Genomic DNA, 23,401 nt, shown 5'->3' on the forward strand with positions numbered 1-23,401 from the left:
GCAATTGCTGAGAATATTTTCAAAGAAAATTCTGTTGGATCATGTACCAAATTGGGTCCGGTTTTCATCCTTTAGATTGTGCTTAATACCTTATTTCAAAAGAGCTTACGCTATATAGAAGTCCATTCGGATTTTCGATTCACCTAAGAGGTTTTCCACTGACCCCTTCGATTAGCATATTTCGTCTCAACTTCTTAACACGATTATTCCGAAAGATCAGAATAACCGCTTGTACCCGGATAATCGGAATATCTTCACACCGAGCCGGGTAGAAGTGGGATGAATGGGATCTGGCTTGCCCAGCCATTCATGTCAATCAGGTTTTGTTTGGGGACATGAAGTCCACAATCACAGGATTCTGAAAGACAAATAAGGAACAGAGTTGATCGTCTGAAATTGTTAGAGACGAGTTACACATCGACGTTGGAGTTTTCGATGATTAAATTACCTGTTAGTCTGGCCTGCTTCTTTTTAGCGACTCAGTGTTTACTGGCGTCTGCCTATGCAGATCCGAAGCAAACTGAGGACTCTCAATCAGAGGGACGCGCTACTGTTGGCGAACAAGAAGGTTCTGCCATCGTAGGGAATGTTTCGTCTGGAGCTTTCAGACATGATTTTATTCCACAGAATAATGTCCAACCGAATCATGTGCCCGGCTTTACAACAATGAAGGATGCCAGCTACAAGGATACTCCTCAAGGGTATATGCCTTATAAATATCCAGATCCACAAACGATGGTTGTTGATGAATACATCGATAGTGGTATGGGGTATCAGCCACTGCGAGACGCCCCGTTTCAACCCCTCTTTCGTTTGGATAAAGGGATCGGTGGTGGAATTGGTTATGACGATGGTTATTCGAATTTAGGAATTTTACTTCCGTTTACAATTAATCCAGATCAAAGTATGTTGTTTCTTGACGTCAGAGCTTTGGTGACAGACGGGGGGCGCGGTGGAGTCAACCTGGGAGCTGGTTGGCGTGGATACGATGAAACGGTAGATAAGATTTTCACCCTTGCTGGCTGGTATGATTACGATGATGGGCACGTTCAAGATTATCACCAAATCGGTTTGAGTGGTGAAATCATTGGTCAGTATCTAACCACTCGCATTAATGGTTACTTCCCCATCAATAACGGTCAAGTCATCGTTTCCAATAATCTGACAGGTGGAGCATTCTTTAAGTCAAATCGAATCATGTTAGATAGAGACCTTCGTACAGAATCTTCCTATGGTGGTGTTGACGCCGAAATCGGTGGTCCACTACCAGTCCTTGGAAAGTTTGGAATCGATGCGTTTGTTGGCGGGTATTATTATGACTCGGATCATGATAAAAGTGCGGCCGGAGCTAAGTTTCGTGCAGAGGCAAATATCAATGACTGGTGGCAGATGAGTGTCAGTTATGCCAAAGATTCCGTCTTCGGATCAAATGCATGGATGAATGTAATACTGACGATGCCTGACGGCAGATCGAATAAATGGATGCGTCCTAAAACACGCAGACAGCGTATGTATCAACCAATGAATCGTAACTACCGTGTTGTTGCAAATGTGAAAAGCACGATTACAAACGAACTTGCCATCAACCCAGACGATGGTATGCCTTATACAGTGGCCCACATCGATCCGGACTTTGGTGCTGCCGGGAATGGTACCTTTGAAACACCATTTGGTTCTGTGGCCGCTTATAATGCTTCACCTCCAACAGCAGTCACAGATATCATCTTTGTACAAGATGGAACTGCAACGAACCTGGATGGAGCTATTACATTGCTTGATAACGGTGGAGGTATCGGAGGACGGCTGGGACAACGTCTCTTAAGTGAAGCGGTAACACACACTTTCAATACACTTCAGCCGGGTGGTGGTATCGTAAACATGACTTTACCTGGATTTAATTCCGCGGCCAGTCGCCCTACATTAAGCAATACGACCGGGGGTGAAGGAGCTGTTGTAATCGGCAACGGTGGTGCCTGGGAAGTATCTGGTTTCAACATCAGTGGGGAACGGGCAGCAGGCACACCACATAACGACGGTATCATTTCTGCCGGCACTCGTGGTTTCAATATCAACCGTAACTCGTTCGTGCTCTATAATCGCGGAATTGATGTCACAAACACTGCCAACGGAATTGGTATCGTCTCAGAGAATACATTCTCAGGAGATGCCGCGAATTCTTTGCATGGAGCACGGATCACTCAAAATGTAGGAACACTTGAACTTGCGTTCCAAAATAATACAGCGACAAATAATCTTGGTGTAGTTCCACCCGGTACGGGAACTGGTTTTGAGATCATTGCCAATGGTGGAAGCACTATTGATGGAGTTGGGACAGCCGCTGATGGTGTTACAACTCTCGGAATTACAGGGAACACCGCCAATGCAAATGGTACTGGTATGATCATCACAGCCAATGGTGGATCAACCATTGATACTGATTTCTCAAACAACACGTTTAATAATAATATCAATCCTAATACTGGATTACATGTGAATTCCAATGCCAGTACTGTTACGTTCCGTACCTTTGATTCGATTACAGCGACTGGTAATACAGGAATTGGTATCGCCTTTGATACCACCGGTGGCGGTACTCTCACGGCCTTGTCGGAAGATACTAATGGGAATGGAACACTTGACCCTGGGGAAGACAATAACGGTAACGGAGTTTTGGACCTGGGGATAACCAACATCAATGCCAGTTCGAATACCACAGACGGTTTTGTAGCGACATCTGATGGTGCTGGTTCTAGAATTGATCTGAATATTGGAAATGTAAACTCGGTTGCGAACGTATTTAGTAATAATGGTCAAAACGGAATTAGCCTGAATACACTAAATACAGGCACGATTCGTGCTAACATTGCAAACAACTCAGCGATAGGAAATACTCAGGATGGTTTAGCGATCACACTGACAACTGGTACCATTGATCTCACCACCTTCGGGTCACCTTCGATTACCGCTAATACCTTTACCGGAAACACGCGGCATGGTATGAGCATTGTGAATAATACAGGTGGGGTTTTCACTACAGCGTTGATTTCAGAAAATGACTTCAGTAATAACACTCAGGCAGGTATGTTCATCGGTGGAGCAGCATTGGGTGGTACAGATACTGCTGTAAATACGCTTGGCTCAATCGATTCGAATAACTTTAACCGGGATACGAGCGGAACGGAGGGAATACTGTTTGGTTCCAGTGACGTTCGAACGACGGCAAGCATTACACGTAACACCTTTGTAGGTCGTGCTCCCAACTTACCTGGTGATGATGGTGCAGGTCGTGGTATTGGTGGTACAGTTACAGGAACAACAACCGTTGGTGGTAACGGTGGAGTGACTCTGGCGATCGGAAGCCTGGCAGCAATTGACAATTCACTCATGAATACCTTTTCCAACAATGGTGATGCTCACATCGGGCTAGAACTTCAAGGAAATACCACAAACCAGGTCGACATCGATCAACAACTTTTTGATACAACATTTAACACCACGCTGAGCACTGATTTCAATGGCGAAGGTGTGGGCTTCCTACTGAGTGATACTGCTACCTTTACCGGAACCATTCAACGTAATGTCTTCCAAAATAATGTTGCTTCCGGTTTACGGCTTGATACAACCGGTAACAACTTAGGAGATTTTGCAACAATCAATGGTGTTACCATCGGTGGTACAACAGCAACTTTTGGAAACCTCTTCCAGAACAATGGGGGTAATGGTATTCAAATGGCGCGCACTTCAGACGGTGTGCTCACTAACACCACGATTCGCTTTAACACTCTGACTGGAAACACCTTGGATGGTATTGACTTGACTGCAACAGGTGCAAATAAGGTAGATACCTACACCATTAACGACAACATTATTACAAACAATGTTCAGAACGGTGTCGATTTGCGAGTAGAAACAGATGCCGGACTATCTGCGAACATGACTCGTAATACAATCACAGGAAATACTCTGGACGGTATTAGTACCACCGAGCTGCAAAACTCCTTTGCTGATCGACGGCATATTACAGGAACCTGGACAGTCAATAATATTTCCAATAACGGAGCCAATGGTATCGATCTTGGTGCCGCTTCGGATAATCTCGTCATTGGAGATGCTGCGGATTCCTCACTGGGTAACCTGATTCAGAACAACACGGAAGATGGTGTGAATGTTACTGGAGCGGGTAGCATCACCATTGCCCGTAACATGATTGCTGAAAACACAGTACATGGTGTTGATTTGGACCTGGAGGATGATAGTGAGATCTACGCGAATGTGATCACGATTTCGAACAACGATATTACAATGAACCAGGGAGATGGTATCGAATACATGAATGTCTCATCTTCTTTTAATCCTACCGACGTGTTTACATTAAGTATCACCGGAAACGTGATCGACTTCAACAACGGTCGTGGTTTCGATGTCTTGGCTAGACCAGGATTTGGTAATTCGTATTCAGAAACTGATATCACATTTAACAATAACATTGTCAATGCCAACCAACTGGAAGGTATCTATGTGGTCTACACCGCATCAAATACCCAAACACAAACCGGTCCTTCAACAGATCCTCTGAACGCAGATGGAAGTCCGTTCCAGGATGTCTACCTGAGGTTTAATATGGATGGTAACCAGATTATTGATAACGGAGTCAGCAGTGGCTTTGGTACGACTGGTCTAGTGGTTCGTGTTGGTACCACACGAGCGTTCAATAATACGACTGCCACAGGTGGTTTTGCCAGCGATGGTGCTGGGAACTTTGATATTTCAGGTGTCATCATGAATGTCACCAACAATACTTTAACGGGTAACCTGGGTGATGATGTGTACTTCGAATCATTCACTTCCACTGTCGATCCTGTTGACACAGCTGGAACTTGGGGTAACACCATTGACCCAACTGCCATTACAGCTTTCGCGAGCGATCCCCTGGCTCGTTTAGACCTGGATTGGGATAACAATACAATTTTGTCAGCTGATACAACGAATATCGGTGCATTCTACAACAACGCAGATACTTTCAAATCACGTTTGAACAACGTTGCCAGCCCGGGGCCCTTCACTTCAACCTCTCGACGTCGTAATGCTCAACGTCTGGCCGCTCGCATACCTAACTTGAACGCTCCAGGAGCAGGTACCTTCCTCTATTCCGGTACCGGTGCCAGTACGTTCCGAGTTGACAGTACCGGGGACCTTGGAATTTTCATCTTGGATACCAATCCCTTCCTTGTCACACCTAATGACGCAAACGGTGTCTTACTACCTGGGAACATCGTTGGCGAACTTCCATTCGGTTGGGGACAGTTCTAATCTCCCCCACTGGGCATGATTTGAATCTCTGTTAAAATGAAAAGGCCATCCTGAAGCAATTCAGGATGGCCTTATTTTTTTAATAGATGAACTCACTGCCGGTTAAGCGGGTGACAGAAACTGCTCAATCCGGTTCAAACCTTCTTCCAGAGTTTTGAGATCAGTCGCAAAAGAGAGTCGAACATATCCCGGTGCGCCAAAGGCATCTCCGGTTACTAGAGCCACATGCGCTTCTTCCAGTAACGCGGTGCAGAATTCGCTGGAGTCTTTCACCACTTTGCCGCCACCAAGTGGTTTGTTGAAATGGGCGCTCACATTGAAAAAGGCATAAAACGCACCCCCCGGTTCCGCAAAGCTGATTTCAGGAAATTTTCGTAAACGTTCGAGTACATACTTGCGACGTTCTGTAAAGGCGGCCAACATTTCAGCTACACTCTCCTGGGGGCCACTCAAAGCGGCAATGGTAGCTGCTTGGCTGATGCTACAGGGGTTCGAGGTTTCCTGACTTTGTAATTTTGTCATGGCAGCCGTTAGTTCAACAGAGGCAATTGCCCAGCCAATTCGCCAGCCCGTCATCGCATAAGCTTTACTGACACCACTGACGATAATCGTTCTCTCTGCTACGTCTGGTCCGAACGAAGCGAAGCTACGAAATTCAGAACCTTCGTAAATCAGCTTCTCATAAATCTCATCGGAAAGTACGGCGATATCTTTCTCAACGGCCACACGAGCCAATGCTTCCAGAGTTTCCACGGGATACGCGGCACCTGTCGGGTTACAGGGGTTGTTGAGCATCATCAGTTTGGTTTTGGGAGTGATTGCCTGTGCGAACTGATCAGCGCTCATGCAGAATCCACTTTCCTCGGTCGTCTCTACCATCACAGGCGTGGCACCCGTTAATTCAACCAATGCGCTATAGCTTACCCAGTAGGGGGTCGGAATGATGACTTCATCGCCGGGGCCACACAAAGCCGTCAACACGTTATGAATCGAGTGTTTGGCTCCATTGGAAATCACAACTTGATTGGGTTGATAAGACAAACCGTAATCGCGTTGATAGGAATCGCAGACGGCCTGCTTCACTTCCAGTGTACCGGCGGCAGGTGTGTAATGAGTCTGACCAGCATCCATTGCCTCTTTAGCGGCCTGACAGATATGAGCCGGAGTCGTGAAGTCTGGTTCCCCTAATGTGAACTCATAAACTTTGACACCAGTACTTTTTAATTCTTTGGCTTTGGCTGCAGCGGCTATTGTGGCAGAGGGCTTTAGTTTCTGAACTGTAGAGGAAAGCTGCATCGACATAATTCTGATCTTTGTAGTTGAAATGAACGAAACCTTGTATGTCTGAAATACGCATTCAGACTGGATTGAGTCCCCTGCTCTGACACCCGGGAATCAATAATTGTTCGAAAACACCCGATTCTTTTCACCTGGGGGGATAGCGTCAAGTCTCCGATAGCATTGTTTGGAAATCGAACAAGATTCCCGCTAAAAAAATGTGTTTGGCGGGAATGCATTGCCGCTTGACGTATCAAGATTAAACCGGGAAAGCGACAATTCTGAGCCCTGTGTTGCTTAAGAAGTAGCAGCTTATTGAATCAGAGAATCGCTTAGCGGGAACCAGGTAGCTCACTCTCGGCATCATTCCCCACTTCGTGCGCTGACATCGCGACCTGAATCCGTGAAGTCATTTTGAAGTCGGTGCGGGGCTGAGTTCCGCCTTTGGTATCACGTGTGACAGTCACGGCCCATTTTGCGACTCCAAAGGGAATCTCGCTGGTGCGCCAGATGGTTCCCTCATTCTTGGAGCGTGTGGTGGTGCTCTCACTCACATAGCTGCCTTTATACTCACGGGCGGAGACTGCACCCGTGGGAATGTCAATTGTGGCGGGGCCTCCCTCCGACTCCCATTTGGTGTAATGCTCAAGCATCGTGATCATTGGGTAAAATCTTAGCACGTTTGTTTTCAGAGGCTCCACTGGCCGGTCTCCCACTTTTCGATAGCCACGAATAATGGGAAGAAATGTGACGGGGAGCCCACTTTTGTCTTTAATTTGACCGTTAACCACCTTTTCAGGTATTAAGACCTTATAGATGCGCGGACCGGACACTCCTGGAGCGACTCCCGATTCGGTTTCTTTGCCGGTTATGCACTTGAACTCAAGCCAGCGGCAAGGGGTTTGGGCACCTTCGAATTCCGCCATTTCTGAACCGACAGAACTGATAATCAAGTGTCGTGTCCATTTCAGTTTGACATTGAGGTCATTGGAATCGGGCCCCGGCATTTCTTTTTCGTAGGTTCCTTCAAAACGGACCCAGGATCCATCGGGAGGGAGTTCCCAGATAAGTCCTTGTGCAAATATGGGGCTGCAAAGCGAAACCACCCAGAAAACAGAGAGAAGTAATGATCGGACAAACATATTTGAAAACCAGAATTGTAAACAGAAAATGGTCTGAAAAGGTTCATATAGACAGACTTTAGGTTCCAGTGTGACAAAAGAAGCATGCCCTGACAACACTTTTTGGTTTTTCCAGCAGGAATTTTCTAAAGCGAGTTACTTTCACAGCGTATAACGGGAGCATCAGTCAACTCTTTCTTGACCATAGCTGGTCGTGTGGCTTAGACTGCTTATAGGAATAAACTGGGTTTTACCGTTTCTAAACAAGATCTGACACTGGTTGAAATCTCTGTTGAGACGAAAATGATTCTCAACACAATACATACGTCCCTCTACTGGAGTTTCCTTATGTTTTTACCTGTTATGAAATGTCGATGGATTTCATTCGCACTCGTTTTGGGATGTAGTCTTTGCCTGAGTGTGCCCGCCACCTCGGCCGCAGAAGAGGAGTCCAAACCAACACGCGAAAATTGGGGGCACATTATCATCAAAGGGGCTTACCCTGAAGGTCCACAAATGCCCGGTTTATTTGGTGATGTCACCGAGTCCCTTTCTAAGGCAATGACTCGGCTGGATAAGGCGGCAGAAGATAAATCTCTGACGGGTGTCATATTACATTTAAAGGGAACATCAGTGGGTTGGGCCAAACTGAATGAGCTTCGCACGGCAATCATGAAAGTGCGTAAAAACAACAAAAAAGTGTATGCCTGGATCGAATCCGGGATGACCAAGGATTATTTGATTGCCAGCGCCTGCGACAAAATTGTGATGCCGGAGTCTGCAACATTGATCTTGCTCGGTTTGCGAGCCGAAGTCAGCTTCTATAAAAATCTATTCGATATGTTGGATGTCAAACCAGATATTTTAAGGGTCGGAGAATACAAGTCAGCTGCGGAACCTTATACACGCACAGAAATGAGTGAGCCGTTCCGCGAAGAAATGGGGGCAATCCTGGATGATTATTTCCGACAGATTATTGAAATGATTTCCAAATCACGAGGCTTGTCTGCTCAACAAGTCGAGTCTGCCATCAATGGCGGTCCTTACATGGCCGTTGATGCCAAAAAACTGGGATTAATTGATGACACTGCTTATGAAGACCAACTTCCCAAACTGATTACTGGAGCCAATTCCAAAACGGAAGTCAGAATCATCAAACGTTATGCCAAAAAAAGGCTCGATAATGATTTCTCAGGTATCGCCGGTTTGATCAAATTGATGGACCTTTTTGCTGGCATTGATTCCACACAACGAGTCGGCTCAGGACCCCGGATTGCAGTTATCTATGCCACGGGGGCAATCATGTCTGGATCCAGTTCACAGGGAAGTCTGTTTGGTGCGAACGTTCTGGGATCTGATACGTTTATTAAAGCGGTACACAAAGCCGCAAAAGACGAGAAAGTCAAAGCCATCGTTTTGCGTGTCGACAGCCCTGGAGGCAGCGCTCTGGCCAGCGATCTGATGTGGCGTGCCTTGGAAAAATCGGGTAAGCCGGTTGTCGTCAGTATGGGAGATGTTGCCGCCAGTGGCGGATATTATATCTCGATGGGAGCAGACCGCATTTTTGCCGAGCCCGGAACTCTAACCGGTTCCATTGGTGTTGTCGGAGGGAAACTTGCGATTGAAGGGCTCTTTAAAAAAATTGGAATTACCACCAGTGTGATTTCGCGAGGCACCAACAGTGGAACATTCAGCCCGATGACTGGTTTTTCTGAAAGTGAACGTGTTGCCGTGACAAACTTACTCAAATCAGTCTATAAGCAATTTACAGAGAAAGCAGCCGAGGGACGCAAAATGGATTATGCTGCCTTGGAAAAATTAGCCCGTGGTCGTGTTTATACCGGATCAATGGCTTTGAAAATTGGTTTGGTCGATCAATTGGGAACTCTTGAAGATGCCATCGAATATGCGCGTGAACTCGGTAAAATTCCCAAGGATCAGAAGTTTGAAAAATTAATTCTCCCTCGGCCTACCAGTCCTTTTGAACAACTATTTGGTACCGCTGATGCACAGTCGCGTCAGACTCAGGATCTTTCTAAAATGTTGAATCTGCTTTCTCCTGAGCTATCGGAGCAGCTGAAAAAACTGGATCTGGTTAACCTGCTTTCACGAGAAAAAACGTTGACGTTAATGCCCTTTGAGGTTCGTGTGAAGTAGTAATCGTCTTGGAAAAGTGTGTCTCGCATTGTGCCTCAGGCTGATATGGGAAACCAAATCAAACAATTTATGGTTAGGAAGACAGGATGCTTAACAACTTTTTAAGAGCATGTCAGAATTTTTACTTCATCGCTCTGGCTGGTTTGATCGTTTGTGGGAACTCAGTTCCGGTGTTCTCTGCTGAAGCAAATCAAGTAAATGACCTTGCCCAATATTACGGATTCAAACCTCTCGAGATTTTCAAGTTATCTGCTCGCTCATCAAACATGCTGGCTGAAGATTTGAACGGTGATGGGAAAACAGACCTTGTACTGATTGATAATAGTAATAGCCGCATTGATATCTTGCAGCAAAGGAACGGAAAGCAAAAAAATACAACGGAATCAAAAAATGAAGAAATCAACTTCATTCCTAATGATAAACGACTGGAGCACATTAAAGTTCCGGTAGATGTATCGATTTCAGCTTTAACAGTTGGCGATTTCAATGGCGATGGTCTTAACGACCTGGCTTACCTTGCGCCCCCGGATCGATTGATCATCCGCTACCAGTCGAAATCAGGAGACTGGACCAAACGCAAACGAATCCGTCTTGCCGAGCTGCAATCAACTCAGTGGACAATCGCCGCCGGTGATCTGAATTACGACCAGAAGACCGATCTAATCGTGTTGGGAAAAAATCACACTTATGTCGTAATACAGGATCAAAATGGAGGTTTGAATGCTCCGCGATCCATCTTGAGTACCTCGCCTAAGTTAGGACTTGCTACGATTGCTGATCTGAACGGCGATGGCCGAAATGATTTTACCTATGTGACCCGCGATGGAAAAAATCAGATTTTATGCAGCAGAATTCAAAAGCAAGATGGAAATCTGGGACCAGAAATCAGATTTGAACTATCAAATCCGCGTTCTGTAACGTTGGCTAACGTTGATGGGAAACCAGGGCATGAAATTCTGACCATTGATTCTCAAACCAGTCGTCTCAAAGTTCAACAATTGGAAAATGCACATAATGGAAATGGTCAACTTTCCAAGCGACTCACGATGTATGGATTTGGTGAAGAAGGCGCGGGACGTAATCGAGGATTTGATCTTGGTGATATCAACGGTGACGGTCTGACTGATGTGGTGGTTTCTGATCCGGAAACAGCACAAATGCTGGTTTATCGGCAGGCAAAGGGGCGCGGGCTCGATCTGGGACAGACTTACCCGGGATTGCTAGGTGTTCAGCAGTTGCGTGTGGAAGATGTTGACGGTAACGGATTGGACGAAGTCTTCGTACTCAGTGAACGGGAAAAAATTATTGGTGTCAGCTCCTATGCCAAGCAACGCTTATCATTCCCTAAAATTCTTCCCATCAAAGGAGAGCCGCTGGCTTTCGAACTGGTAGACCTGGATGGTAATCAGTCGCTGGAATTAATTTATGTTGCGAAAGTGGGAAACAAACGCCAATACAGCTATAAGTTGCAGGCTCTGGTTCTCAATCAACAGGGAGTCTGGAGCGAATATAAATTCCCGAGTGCCCCCCCTGCCCTCGATTCCGCCCCCAAAAGATTGCTCAAACTGGACGCCAATTCAGATGGCCTTTTTGAATTAATGGCCTTTTATGGCCTCTCACGTGCGCCAAAAATATTTACATTAGTTCCAAGACAGACACCCAAAGTGATTACTCCTTCGGGCGGAATTAATTTAGATGAAATTAAACCGGAGTCGACTTTCGTTGGAGGTCCAAAGCGAGATTGGTTTTTGACAGCTCAGAATAATTTCGCACGCAGACTGACCTTAAACTCAGCCAATCAATGGCAGGTCGTTGATCAGTTCAATGCTCCTGAGACAAAAGCACGCGTGGTGGGAGCTGTCAATATTAACCTCGATGGAAAACCTGGAGACGAAATTGTTTTGGTCGATTTGGGTGTCAAGAAGCTTCGTATTCTTCGCAAGGAATCCAATGTATATCGTCCTTGGAAAGAAGTAGAAATTGGCGAGTTCCCTTACCTCTCAGCACATGTTGCCGACTTGAATGGTGATCAACAATCAGACTTGCTGCTCTTTGGTCGTGGTCAGTTTGGAATCCTTTACTCAGGTCAAACACCACCAACTTTGAAAGAGGTTGCATCGTTTGAATCAAAACTACCTCAGGCCTACTTTACCGATTCCGTTGCGGGAGATCTGAACGGCGATAAACGATCCGAAATTGTAATCCTCGATACGAGAACGCATCATCTGGAGATCTTGAATCTCAATGCGAAACAGGGTTTGAGGCATGCTTTAAATTTTAAAGTCTTTGAGGATAAAACCTTTTCTCGGTCCAACCGAGCCGGAATTAATCCCCGGGAAGCGGTGATCGCAGATGTGACAGGCGATGGTCTCAAGGATCTGATTCTACTATGCCATGATCGTGTTTTGCTCTATCCACAAGATGATGGTAAGAATTGAGGCCCGAATCAATCAAACTTCTGAAGTATCATGTAGTGCATATTTCTGCGAAAGCTTGTCGAGCCCCCATACCAGAAAAGCAGCTCCGATAATCAAAGCAATTGAGGTCCAGAATGTGCCTCCAAATTCAGTTGGCCAGATATTTTCATAGATACGATGTTTGAAAGGGACCATTTCGGGTGTTTGACCGTCTGAATAAGGTGTCACATCGATCTTGAATGGCCAGATCCGGCGTAGGGAGCCGACCATCAACCCACAGAGCACAGCCATAATCAAAGAATGATAATTGTGTAGTAGCCAACGCAGTAGTTTACTGAACAGGATCAGTCCCAAAGCACAACCGATCACAAAGACGAACACTGTCAACAATCCACTCCAATCGATGTTCCCCTGTAATAGCTGTTTTGGAATACTTTTGAGCAAGCCGGTGATGTCATGATATTTTCCTAACAAAACCAGTATGAGCGCTCCGCTGATTCCGGGTAAAATCATTGCACAGATGGCGACCATTCCACAGAGAAACACATACAGATTCCCTTCGGGAGGACGGACAGAATGTTCCCCGACGAGCCAGTAGATCCCCATCAGTGAGACGAGAAAGCCAACAATGTTTGACACATTCCAATGTTCCACCATTTGCGCAACTAAAAAACTGGATGCGAGGATCAAGCCAAAAAAGAGAGACATGGTCAATTGAAGATGGTGGTCCAGTAGGTAATGCATCAGACTCGCCAGGCTGATAACACCTGTCAGAATTCCAATGCCCAAGGGGATCACAAAACGCAAGTCCAGATGGACAGCAGCCTCTCCCCATTTTCGGCTCGCCAGGAGTTTGAAAAGCCGAATGTCAACATGGCTGATCGCAATAATTAATCGTTGATAGATTCCCAGAATCAAAGCCACAGTTCCCCCTGAGACACCGGGAATAATGTCTGCCCCACCCATTAAAAGGCCCCGTCCTACCTGTAGAAGATCTTGTTTGGATGGAAATTTTGACTTTGGCTGGGCAACGGATTCTTGGGAATCTGACATCAATCAACCTTGATTTAATGAACAAAAGGACTTTCGATTCAATTATTTCTACGCCAGCAATTGAACAACAGATACGGGATCAGGTATGTTTCATAGAGAGCAAGAGTGTAATGTAGTGAAGCGTTTCTGAAAAGCGTTGATTTCAGGTCCTCCAGGAGTAAAGAGAAAAGCATTATGAAAGGCCCCGGATTAAAGCTGGACCTCGACGTCAGAAGGCTCTGGAAGTGTCCTAAAACCGGTGAAACGATCCGTTTGAGTGGTAATGTTGTTTCTAAAACCATGCAAGTGGAAGGCGAAGAGGTCTTCATGCAACTGGTCGAAGAAAAACGAAGTCTTTACCGCGATCCTTTTCACTTTGATTATTTCGAAATGCCCACAGACGATCAGTCTTCTTCAGAACGCGCTGCCGCGGCTGCACGTTCGCTTGATGAACCTGAAGCAACGCAGAAAGAAGTAACTCCAGAGCAGGAAGTGCCTGAAACTTCAGTGAGTCTTTCTGAAAAGTCTGAGTCTGAGGTTCCTCAGAATCTTGAACAGGCAGACGATGAAGATGAGGACAGTTTTGGAGGCGGGCTTCTCTAAAACACATTAACTCAATGCGTTCGACATTATCATGAATTAGTTAGACATTCTTATCTCGGCATCAGCCGATTGGTATAACGCGGTCCATGTCACAAACAGATATCATCATCACCGGTGCTCGCGAGCACAATCTGCAAAACGTCAGTGTCCAACTTCCCCGAAACCAGTTAATTGTTATGACGGGAGTCAGTGGTTCCGGTAAAAGTTCACTTGCTTTTGATACATTGTATGCGGAAGGTCAAAGACGCTACGTGGAGTCGCTTTCCAGTTATGCGCGTCAATTTCTGGGACAAATGCCCAAACCGGAAGTAGACTCGATATCCGGTCTCGCTCCTTCGATTTCGATCCAACAAAAAATGAGCGGACGAAATCCACGCAGCACGGTAGGAACGATTACAGAAATCTACGATTACTTGCGTGTGCTGTTTGCCCGGGTGGGGCAGGGAGTTTGCGAAAAATGTGGCAAGCCGATCACTTCACAAAGTAGCGAGCGGATAATTGACTCCATTTCCTTGCTTCCCGCTAAAACCCGCTTTTCGGTTTTAGCGCCCTTAATTCAACAGCAGAAAGGAGAATATAAAGATCTCTTTGAGGACCTGTTGAAACAAGGTTTCCTCAGGGCACGCGTTGATGGTCAAATTGTGCAACTCTCCGACCAACTTCAGCTTGACCGGCAAATGCGACATACAATTGAGGTGGTCGTTGATCGTCTTGTTGCGGGAAAGACCAGTCGCTCCCGGTTGGCAGAATCCGTTGAGTTAGCTTTGAAACTTTCGAATGGAACTTTGATTGTTGCAGAAGAAGTTTCATCCCAGCATCCAGACAAAACAAACGCGGATGCGCTTCAGGATAAAATTTATAGTTCCCGATATGCCTGTGCCGATTGCGGTATCAGTTATGAGCCACCAACTCCTCAGCTTTTCAGTTTTAATAGTCCCCTGGGGATGTGTACTGAATGTAATGGGCTGGGAATGCGATACGATTTCCCGTTGGAGGCACTCATCACGAAAGAACATCTTTCGATGCAAAAAGGTGCCTTTGAACTGATGGGGCCGATGAGCAAAGTTGGAAAGTGGCGACGACATATTTACGCCGGTGTTGCCCGCTCGATCGAAAAAGATTTAAACCTGAAGGAAGACAGCTTCCTGAAAACCCCCTGGAACGAATTACCCGAGGCTGCGCAACACCAGTTTCTCTATGGAACCGGTGATCGAAATATTACCTATAGCTGGCGGCATTCAGGAGGAGTCTGGAAACATGGTGGCACCTGGAATGGATATGTCGAAGAACTGCTGGAGAATTATCGCAAAACCAGTAACCCGATGCTGCGGAAGTACCTCGAAAAATACATGGAATTTGTGCATTGTTCCAGTTGCGATGGAACGCGTTTGAATTCACAGGCTCGCCATGTTCGCATCGCTTCCAATAGTTTTTCCTCTAATGGGAGCCGAAAGGCAATAGAAAAAACGCTACCAGAAGTTTGTGCTTTCAGTATCGAAGAAGCGGCCGCGTTTTTTGAATCACTGGACCTGGATGAAACTGGTTCTCTGATCGCAGATGAAGTGTTAAAAGAAATTCGGGGGCGGCTTGGTTTTCTGTTACGCTGTGGTCTGAATTACCTGACGATTGACCGGACGGCACCCACACTTTCCGGAGGCGAAAGCCAACGTATCCGGTTGGCAGGGCAGATTGGCTGCGGTCTGGTGGGCGTGGTTTATATTTTAGATGAGCCCTCGATTGGCCTGCATCCCCGCGATAATACGATGCTACTGGAAAGCCTGTGTGACCTGCGCGATCAAGGTAATACCGTGATCGTAGTTGAACATGACGAAGAGACCATGCGTGCCGCCGATCATATTGTTGACTTTGGACCCGGTCCGGGCATACGCGGAGGCCATATTGTTGCGGAAGGTTCATTTCAGAATGTTCTGAAAGCGAAAGAAAGTGTAACGGCTCAATTTCTTTCCGGGAAAGAAAAAATTGAAATTCCGGAAACACGACGTCGACTGATCAAAAAAGAATCCATTACCATCAAGGGAGCCAAACACCATAACCTGAAAAATATTAATGTCGCGATTCCGACGAAGGGGTTTATCTGTGTCACCGGTGTCAGTGGTTCCGGAAAGAGTTCTCTCGTCAATGATATTCTCTGGCCTGTGTTGAATCAAAAGATCAACAAGGGAAAGGGAAGTCCGGGCGAGCATCAAAAAGTCACCGGGTTAGAATTCATCGACAAAGCCATTGATATCGATCAGTCTCCCATTGGTCGAACTCCACGTTCTAATCCAGCGACGTATGTGAAAGTCTTTGATCTGATTCGTGATCTCTATGCCAAACTGCCTGATTCTCGGATGCGAGGCTATAAATCCGGAAGATTCAGTTTCAATGTGAGTGGCGGACGCTGTGAGGCCTGTGAAGGGCACGGGGCCAATAAACTGGAGATGGACTTTCTCGCGGATGTCTGGGTACCCTGTCCGGTCTGTGAAGGGCGACGCTTTCATCACGAAACTTTGGAAATTCGTTACAAGGGAGCCAATATTGCGGAGGTCCTGGATATGGATATCCAGCAGGCGATTGAACATTTTCAGAATGTTCCCAAAATTTTGAAACTGCTTGAATCACTGCATGCGGTCGGACTGGACTATCTTAAGCTGGGACAACCTTCCCCTACGCTTTCTGGTGGCGAAGCACAACGGGTTAAGCTGGCTCGCGAGTTAGGCAAGCGTTCAACGGGGAGTACATTCTATCTGTTAGATGAGCCAACGACGGGGCTGCATTTCGCTGATGTCAAGTTACTGCTTGATGTGCTACATCACCTGGTTGATGCCGGCAACACGGTGCTGGTTGTGGAACACCATCTAGATGTCATTAAAACGGCGGACTGGGTCATTGACTTGGGACCAGAGGGAGGGGAAGGGGGAGGCACCATTCTGGTGGAAGGTACACCCGAGGAAGTTGCTGCTTGTCCGTATTCCTACACTGGTTTAGCTCTGAAAGAACAGACAGATCTGGTACCCGCGAAAGCAGCCAAGCAGAAGAAAAAAACAAAGCCTTTGCAACTCAATAATCCTCATCTGCGTTGGCAGTCAGCAACAACCAAACAAAATGGAAAGGCTAAAAGTGACAGCTCTCGCATTACCATTCGAGGGGCGGGACAGCATAATTTACAGAAATTAGATGTGCAAATTCCCCGTAACCAGATGAATGTGTTCTGCGGTCCGAGTGGCAGTGGTAAAAGTTCACTGGCGATGGATACACTGTATGCGGAAGGACAACGGCGCTATGTTGAATCGTTGTCTGCGTACGCGCGGCAGTTTTTAGGGCAAATGCCCAAGCCAAAATTTGAACACATTCATGGACTCTCCCCGGCGATTGCCATCGAGCAAAAGACAACAGGCCACTCACCACGTTCGACAGTCGGGACAGTGACGGAAATTTACGATTACCTGCGTGTGTTATATGCCCGCCTGGGAGCCATGTATTGCCCGGACTGTGATGTTCCCGTTGAAACGCAGACGACAGATGAAGTCATCCAGAGAATTCTGGCCATGGAAACAGGCACAAAACTACTCATTCTGGCTCCCGTAGAAATCAATGTGGGCCAGTCCTATGACACTCTCTGGGAAAAGTTACAGACACAGGGTTTTCTGCGAGTTCGCATCGATGGCATCACCTATCGCCTGGAAGAGGTTCCCGATATCGACCGTCGTCGTCGCCATGAAGTAGAAGTTGTCATCGACCGAATTACGGTAGCTGCCAAGAGCCGTTCGCGAATCGCCGATTCCGTCGAGTCGGCATTGGCACTCGGGGAGGGGCTGATGTATGCCTGCTATTGTGATGATGAGATTCCGGAAGATGAATGGGACTTTGAAACATTCAGCCTCTATTACTTCTGCGAACAGTGTGGGCAAAGTTTTGAAGAGCTTACGCCTCATAATTATTCTTTCAACAGCCCTTTGGGATGGTGTGAATACTGTGAAGGCTTGGGGACCGAACTGGGTACGAACTTATCTGAGTTGATTCCTGATCCGAATCGCAGTTTGCAAGATGCTGCCGTGGCAGCCTGGCCCGATCCGCGATCGAATCCGCAATTCAAAAAAATGCTGGCAGCGATTGCCAAACAATTTCGCATTCCATTGGATGTGCCTTTCAATCAACTCAGTGTGAAACAACAACGGTTGGTACTCTATGGTGATGAGGAGCGTTGGGTTTCACTGGATCGCTCCGGGAAAATTCAATTCCAATACAAGGGGCTCTATCCGGCCATTGAAGAAGCCTCGCGCCTGTCGTTTGCCTATCGCAGTCGTTTACATGAGATGACAGGCGAAGTGCCCTGTTCGGTTTGTAATGGAAGTAAATTACGTACAGATGCCGCCGCGGTGCGATTTCATGGGAAAACGATCAATCAGTTCTGCGAGCTTCCTTTGAAAGACGCTTTAATCTTTATGAAAAAAGTAAAGCTTGACAAACGAGAAAAGCAGATCGCGGGTGACTTGATTAAAGAAGCAACCAGCCGACTGCAGTTTCTGGTGGATGTCGGTCTTGACTATTTAACGCTCGGCCGTCCTTTGCCTACGCTCTCCGGTGGGGAAAGTCAAAGAATCCGTCTAGCAGGACAAGTTGGACGATCTCTGACCGGGGTCCTGTATGTCTTGGATGAACCGACCATCGGTTTGCATCCGCGTGATAACACTCGCTTGATCAACACGCTCAAAAAACTCCGAGACATCGGCAATACAATTGTGATGGTCGAGCACGATCGTGAAGTGCTGGAAGCGTCAGACCGTCTTTACGACTTCGGACCCGGTGCAGGGCGATTTGGCGGAACCATTGTTGGTGAAGGTTCTCCCAAACAATTACAACGCAGAAAGAAATCACTCACGGGTCAATATCTGTCGGATCACTTAACAATCACAGTTCCTGAAGAACGTCGAGTGATTTATCAAAAACAGGGGAAGCGAGAAAATCCCGTTTCCCCAACAGGACACTGGCTGGAACTAAAGGGCGCCCGGCAAAATAATTTGCAGTCGGTCGATCTTTCGATTCCTCTGGGAGCGTTTGTTTGTATCACCGGTGTTTCCGGTTCAGGAAAAAGTTCTCTGATCGAAGAGACTTTGGCTCGCGCCGTTACCAAAAAACTACATCGTTCTAAAGAAGCACCCGGCCCTCACGATGAACTACTGGGACTCGATCAGATCAATAAAGCCATTATTGTTGATCAGAAGCCGTTGGGAAATACGCCTGCCTCGAATCCCGCCACTTATACCGGCGTGTTTGATCAAATCAGAGAACTCTTTTCACGACTGCCTGATTCAAAAGTCCGCGGGTATCAACCAGGTCGATTCAGCTTTAACCGATCCGGCGGTCGCTGTGAAGACTGTGATGGGAATGGCCAACGCTGTATCGAAATGCATTTCCTCCCCGATGTGTGGGTCACCTGTGAAACTTGTAACGGCAAGCGATACAATCAGGAAACATTGGCCGTTCAGTATAAGGGTAAGTCAATTGCCGATGTACTGGAGATGTCGATTGGCGAAGTGGCTGATTTGTTCAAAAACATTCCAGCCATTCGTCGTACCATGGAGACGCTCTGTGCCATTGGTTTGGATTATTTGACCTTAGGGCAGTCTGCACCCACTTTATCGGGAGGTGAATCACAGCGCGTTAAACTGGCAGCAGAGTTGGCCCGTCCCAATACCGGGAAAACGTTGTATCTGCTGGATGAACCGACGACAGGCCTGCACTTCGATGACATTGCCAAGCTTTTGAAGGTACTCAACAGTTTGGTTGAATTAGGAAATACGGTGATTGTCATCGAGCATAATCTGGATGTCATCAAAACCGCGGACTGGTTAGTCGACATCGGACCGGAGGCCGGTAGTGCCGGAGGTCAGATTATTGCTTCCGGAACTCCGGAAAAACTGGTCGAACATGCAGAACAATTTCAGAAGCAGCCGACTTCAACTAAATCGCGAAAATCAAAACGAGTGCCTCTCTTAAGATCATATACAGGAGAAATACTGAAACCGATTCTCTCATCTGGCAAACGGCAGGAGCGCGAAGTCTTTGATGCGCAAAGTTTGAGTGAAAAGCAGGCGGGAGATATTGACCTGAAACAGATTGGCCGTGATGCCCAGATGCCCTGGCAGAAAGATGGTCAAGCCTGGCACACACAGGATCACATGGCACTATCGGGGGCTTCTTGCAAGTGGGAAGGGAAAGCTCTGGAAGCCATCATTGCGTTCATCGAAACCAAAGAAGGATTTGGTGAGATTAACTGGAATCATCGCAGCATTGTCGAAGTAGGTGGTCCGGTCAAAAAGCAGGGTTGGTTTTTGCATGCAAATACCGGGGACCAGTGGTTACTTAGGCTCAGCTTCCGGGTAAAACGAAATACATTCAAGCAGGATGAATTACGCGGACAGTTGGCGTTGAAGTCGCTCGATGACCTGGATGAATTGCCCATTTACGGACGTTCGAATCGTGTACGCGTCAAAAACCTGAAAGGACCCTGGCAGGAGGTGAGTCTGACAATTCACTGGTACGAAGAAATTGACACGTCCGAATTTTGGGCATTTCTGGAGTCGGCCTGTGAGTCTTATCTGGGATTAATTCACCGAGATCAAATCAAACCCGATGAAATCATGCCCTGGAAAGTATTGAAAAAGAAATGGCATCTTTCTCGAAAAGGGTTTCCTAACAATAAACGCATCGCCTGGGATGCAGAACTATTAGAATCACTCTTTGAATTGGTCGAAAAAACATATCCCGATTCGACTATTCAATGGGACAATAAATCTTTGGTCAATTTTGTGAGTTCTGGTAAGAAGAAACCGTTTCTGATCATTCATACCAAACGACGTGAAGGTGTGGATGTCACTCTGCAATCGGCAAATGGAGAAATCACGCTGGGTAAAATTGCGGAACTCGGAATGGAACGTGAAATCAAATCTGATTCCAAAGGCAAAGAACAGGCGCGAATTCGTTTCGCCAGTAAAAAACAGATTCAATCAAAAGCTTTCAAACAACTTCTCAAAGAAATGGTGAAGTGAGCATGACCTTGGGGAATCCATCAACATATCCCCATAGAATGAGGGGTTAATACCCTCAAGTTGGAAAAGATATTGACGTTTTTAGTACAACCAGATACCATGCTCACTGTGAGAGTAGAATTTGTGCTCTCATGTCGTATAGGAATCGAATCTTAATCAGGTCAAAGCTGCTCTTATCACCCATCAGTCAAGAAATGGGGACCTGTTCAGTAAATGACTACGAAATCACTTTAGTAGGAACTTTGGAAATGTGACGGATGCTCTTTTCTTACTCCAACTCGCGCTCCCTTACAGTTCAGACTCCTGCGAAATTAAATTTATTCTTAAGTATCGATCATAAAAGGCCCGATGGTTTTCACGATATTACTTCGTTGATGCTTTCGGTAGGAATATACGACACTTTAGTTTTCACGGAGGAACCTTCATCAGAAGTTGAGTTGCATGTTGTTGATGCAAACCCTCTTCTTTCCCCAAAAGCTAAGCTCCAGCAGTGTATCCCGTCTGGAGAAGATAATCTGGTTGTGCGTGCTCTCAGGTTGCTTCAAGAGAAGACAGGAACACACAAAGGGATTCGAATTCAGTTGCTGAAGCGAATTCCCTCTGAAGCGGGTTTGGGGGGCGGATCAAGCGATGCAGCGGCAACATTATTTGCTGCCAATAAACTTTGGCAATTGGGACTGACGCTAAATGACTTACGTGATCTGGCGTCTGAACTGGGAAGTGATATTCCTTTCTTTCTCACAGAAAGCAGCAGTGCTATCTGTCGGGGGAGGGGCGAAATTATTGAGTCTGTTTCAATTCCCCATTGTCTCTACTTTGTTATTGTGCGTCCCAGTTCGGGGTTATCAACGGCAGACGTTTATCGGCACTGTCGAGTAAGAACGCACTCGGAAAATCAAGTTGATCAACTTGTCAGCCACTTAGCTTCTGGTCAATTTCATTCATTATCCAGCCTGATTTTAAATGATCTTCAGATTCCAGCCGAAAAACTAAATTCTGAAATTTTAATTTTGAAGGATTTTTTTGCAAAACAATCTGTTTTGGGGCATATGATGAGTGGTAGTGGGACTGCCTATTTCGGGATCTGCCATAACAGAGCCCAGGCATGTCAAATTGCCGCCCGATTACGATCCACAGTGAAAGGGCACATATTTGTTGTCCAAAACCGACTATAGATGAGCAATTCTAATTTTGGCACAAATGGAGTGAGGCCATGGAGATCAGTGAAGTTCGCATCAAGTTGATGAATGATCCACACGAAAGGTTACTTGCCTTTTGCTCGATTACTTTCGATGTTTCCTTTGTCATCCGGGATTTGAAGATTATTCAAGGTTCCAAAGGCGCCTTTGTCGCGATGCCCAGTCGCAAATTAATGGACCGTTGTCCAAAGTGCCACAATAAGAACCATCTGCGGGCATCGTTTTGCAATCAGTGTGGTGTGCGGCTCGATGAAAATCGAGCAGATAAAGATGATGCCGGACGGGCGCGTCTTTATGCCGATATCGCACATCCCATTAATTCCGAGTGTCGAGAACTCATTCAGGAAGAAGTGCTCAAAGCCTACCAGGACGAAAAAGTCTCTGCCCAACAGGATGGGTATGTCTGCCGCTACGATGATTTTGGCGAAGAGGACTATGCCAGACTCAGTCCTCAAGAAGCAGAGTTTGAAGAGACCATTCCACTTGAGACATCAGGTTCAGAATCGACTCATATCCGTAAAAATAATCAGATTCTCCGAATTGATTCTGCCGAGCGTGCTGAGGAAACGAATCAGCCACACCACAATTCATCAGACGTGCCCGAACCAGACAAAGTTTCATCGAATGAGAATGAACCTCGTTCCAAAGGTGATACGTTCGGCTCGGGGATTGTCTAAAATCATTTGAGATTGATTCTGCTATGAATCTGAAACTCATCTTCATAGCAGAATCCCTCGTTTTGCCACTACCTCTGGTGGTCAAACTGCTTAATTGCATTACATCAAAAACAGTCCGGTCATCATAATGGTGATACCGGTTGCTTTTGAAGTCAGCAGATTCTGCAAACGATCCATCATATTATCGTTTGTCTCAAGTGCGACTATTTCCTGCTTTTCCACCTCTTTACGTAATTCCGCGTTCAACCATTCCAGGACTGAGATGCTAAGATTTTGAGTCTCGTCAGTTTTCTCTAAAGAATCTTTTTGAATCATCAGTGAATCGGATGGTGTCGTCGTTTTTGGTAAAGAGTATTCGGGTGTGATCATTAATTGCTGCATGCTGCCCATTTCTTTCTCGGTTGATAACCGAAATCATTGGCCGATGATTTTGAACGCGGGGAAGGAAATTTCCGGCAATGAAGATTAAAAATGAAACTGTTTTCCCTTTGAGGCGAATCAGTAAAAGGAGAGTACATGTTATGTATCGGTAATCTTCGAGGGATCTACCGCATC

The 23,401-nt window shown here is 46.3% G+C and carries 11 protein-coding genes; 7 read left to right on the forward strand and 4 right to left on the reverse strand.

Going from position 1 to position 23,401, the window contains the following annotated elements; all coding sequences use genetic code 11:
- Window positions 1-435: 435 nt before the first annotated feature.
- Window positions 436-5,310: a beta strand repeat-containing protein gene (locus tag V144x_RS06185; RefSeq protein WP_144982944.1), complete on the forward strand. Its 4,875-nt coding sequence runs from the start codon at window positions 436-438 to the stop codon at window positions 5,308-5,310.
- A gap of 102 nt (window positions 5,311-5,412) precedes the next feature.
- Here V144x_RS06185 and V144x_RS06190 read toward each other — a convergent pair whose 3' ends face one another.
- Window positions 5,413-6,612 carry a pyridoxal phosphate-dependent aminotransferase gene (locus V144x_RS06190; protein ID WP_144982947.1) on the reverse strand — a complete coding sequence of 400 codons (1,200 nt, stop codon included), beginning with the start codon at window positions 6,610-6,612 and terminating at the stop codon, window positions 5,413-5,415.
- 308 nt (window positions 6,613-6,920) lie between these two features.
- The gene (locus V144x_RS06195; RefSeq protein WP_144982950.1) at window positions 6,921-7,730 is read right to left on the reverse strand and encodes a hypothetical protein; all 810 of its coding nucleotides are present in this window, start codon (window positions 7,728-7,730) and stop codon (window positions 6,921-6,923) included.
- A gap of 327 nt (window positions 7,731-8,057) precedes the next feature.
- Between V144x_RS06195 and sppA the strand changes: the two genes are divergently transcribed.
- Both sppA and V144x_RS06205 read left to right on the forward strand, forming a co-directional pair.
- Entirely contained in the window at window positions 8,058-9,866 is a 1,809-nt protein-coding gene (sppA, locus tag V144x_RS06200) for a signal peptide peptidase SppA (RefSeq protein WP_144982953.1), read from the forward strand.
- Window positions 9,867-9,952: 86 nt separating this feature from the next.
- On the forward strand, window positions 9,953-12,304 hold the full coding sequence (locus V144x_RS06205) for an FG-GAP repeat domain-containing protein (protein WP_144982956.1): 2,352 nt from the start codon (window positions 9,953-9,955) through the stop codon (window positions 12,302-12,304).
- A gap of 12 nt (window positions 12,305-12,316) precedes the next feature.
- On the opposite strand, the gene V144x_RS06210 is transcribed toward V144x_RS06205, so the two are convergent.
- Complete coding sequence (locus tag V144x_RS06210) at window positions 12,317-13,336, reverse strand: DUF368 domain-containing protein (protein WP_144982959.1); 1,020 nt, start codon at window positions 13,334-13,336, stop codon at window positions 12,317-12,319.
- A gap of 174 nt (window positions 13,337-13,510) precedes the next feature.
- Between V144x_RS06210 and V144x_RS06215 the strand changes: the two genes are divergently transcribed.
- The 4 genes from V144x_RS06215 to V144x_RS06230 all read left to right on the forward strand — a co-directional run bounded on the left by V144x_RS06215 (window position 13,511) and on the right by V144x_RS06230 (window position 22,846).
- Complete coding sequence (locus V144x_RS06215; protein WP_144982961.1) at window positions 13,511-13,918, forward strand: hypothetical protein; 408 nt, start codon at window positions 13,511-13,513, stop codon at window positions 13,916-13,918.
- An 86-nt stretch (window positions 13,919-14,004) separates the two neighbouring features.
- A complete protein-coding gene (gene uvrA / locus V144x_RS06220) occupies window positions 14,005-20,970 on the forward strand; it encodes an excinuclease ABC subunit UvrA (RefSeq protein WP_144982964.1) in 6,966 nt (2,321 codons plus the stop codon).
- A gap of 257 nt (window positions 20,971-21,227) precedes the next feature.
- Complete coding sequence (gene ispE / locus V144x_RS06225) at window positions 21,228-22,145, forward strand: 4-(cytidine 5'-diphospho)-2-C-methyl-D-erythritol kinase (RefSeq protein ID WP_144982967.1); 918 nt, start codon at window positions 21,228-21,230, stop codon at window positions 22,143-22,145.
- A 38-nt stretch (window positions 22,146-22,183) separates the two neighbouring features.
- On the forward strand, window positions 22,184-22,846 hold the full coding sequence (locus V144x_RS06230) for a SpoVG family protein (RefSeq protein WP_144982969.1): 663 nt from the start codon (window positions 22,184-22,186) through the stop codon (window positions 22,844-22,846).
- Window positions 22,847-22,945: 99 nt separating this feature from the next.
- On the opposite strand, the gene V144x_RS06235 is transcribed toward V144x_RS06230, so the two are convergent.
- The gene (locus V144x_RS06235; protein ID WP_144982971.1) at window positions 22,946-23,227 is read right to left on the reverse strand and encodes a hypothetical protein; all 282 of its coding nucleotides are present in this window, start codon (window positions 23,225-23,227) and stop codon (window positions 22,946-22,948) included.
- Window positions 23,228-23,401 lie beyond the last annotated feature (174 nt).

Source organism: Gimesia aquarii (assembly GCF_007748195.1).
Classification (GTDB): domain Bacteria; phylum Planctomycetota; class Planctomycetia; order Planctomycetales; family Planctomycetaceae; genus Gimesia; species Gimesia aquarii.

What these genes read in the sequence shown, in the direction of transcription:
- V144x_RS06185 (WP_144982944.1), top strand. Translation starts at nt 436, where the DNA reads ATGATTAAATTACCTGTTAGTCTGGCCTGCTTCTTTTTAGCGACTCAG.
- V144x_RS06190 (WP_144982947.1), bottom strand. Translation starts at nt 6,612, where the DNA reads ATGTCGATGCAGCTTTCCTCTACAGTTCAGAAACTAAAGCCCTCTGCC.
- V144x_RS06195 (WP_144982950.1), bottom strand. Translation starts at nt 7,730, where the DNA reads ATGTTTGTCCGATCATTACTTCTCTCTGTTTTCTGGGTGGTTTCGCTT.
- sppA (WP_144982953.1), top strand. Translation starts at nt 8,058, where the DNA reads ATGTTTTTACCTGTTATGAAATGTCGATGGATTTCATTCGCACTCGTT.
- V144x_RS06205 (WP_144982956.1), top strand. Translation starts at nt 9,953, where the DNA reads ATGCTTAACAACTTTTTAAGAGCATGTCAGAATTTTTACTTCATCGCT.
- V144x_RS06210 (WP_144982959.1), bottom strand. Translation starts at nt 13,336, where the DNA reads ATGTCAGATTCCCAAGAATCCGTTGCCCAGCCAAAGTCAAAATTTCCA.
- V144x_RS06215 (WP_144982961.1), top strand. Translation starts at nt 13,511, where the DNA reads ATGAAAGGCCCCGGATTAAAGCTGGACCTCGACGTCAGAAGGCTCTGG.
- uvrA (WP_144982964.1), top strand. Translation starts at nt 14,005, where the DNA reads ATGTCACAAACAGATATCATCATCACCGGTGCTCGCGAGCACAATCTG.
- ispE (WP_144982967.1), top strand. Translation starts at nt 21,228, where the DNA reads ATGCTCTTTTCTTACTCCAACTCGCGCTCCCTTACAGTTCAGACTCCT.
- V144x_RS06230 (WP_144982969.1), top strand. Translation starts at nt 22,184, where the DNA reads ATGGAGATCAGTGAAGTTCGCATCAAGTTGATGAATGATCCACACGAA.
- V144x_RS06235 (WP_144982971.1), bottom strand. Translation starts at nt 23,227, where the DNA reads ATGCAGCAATTAATGATCACACCCGAATACTCTTTACCAAAAACGACG.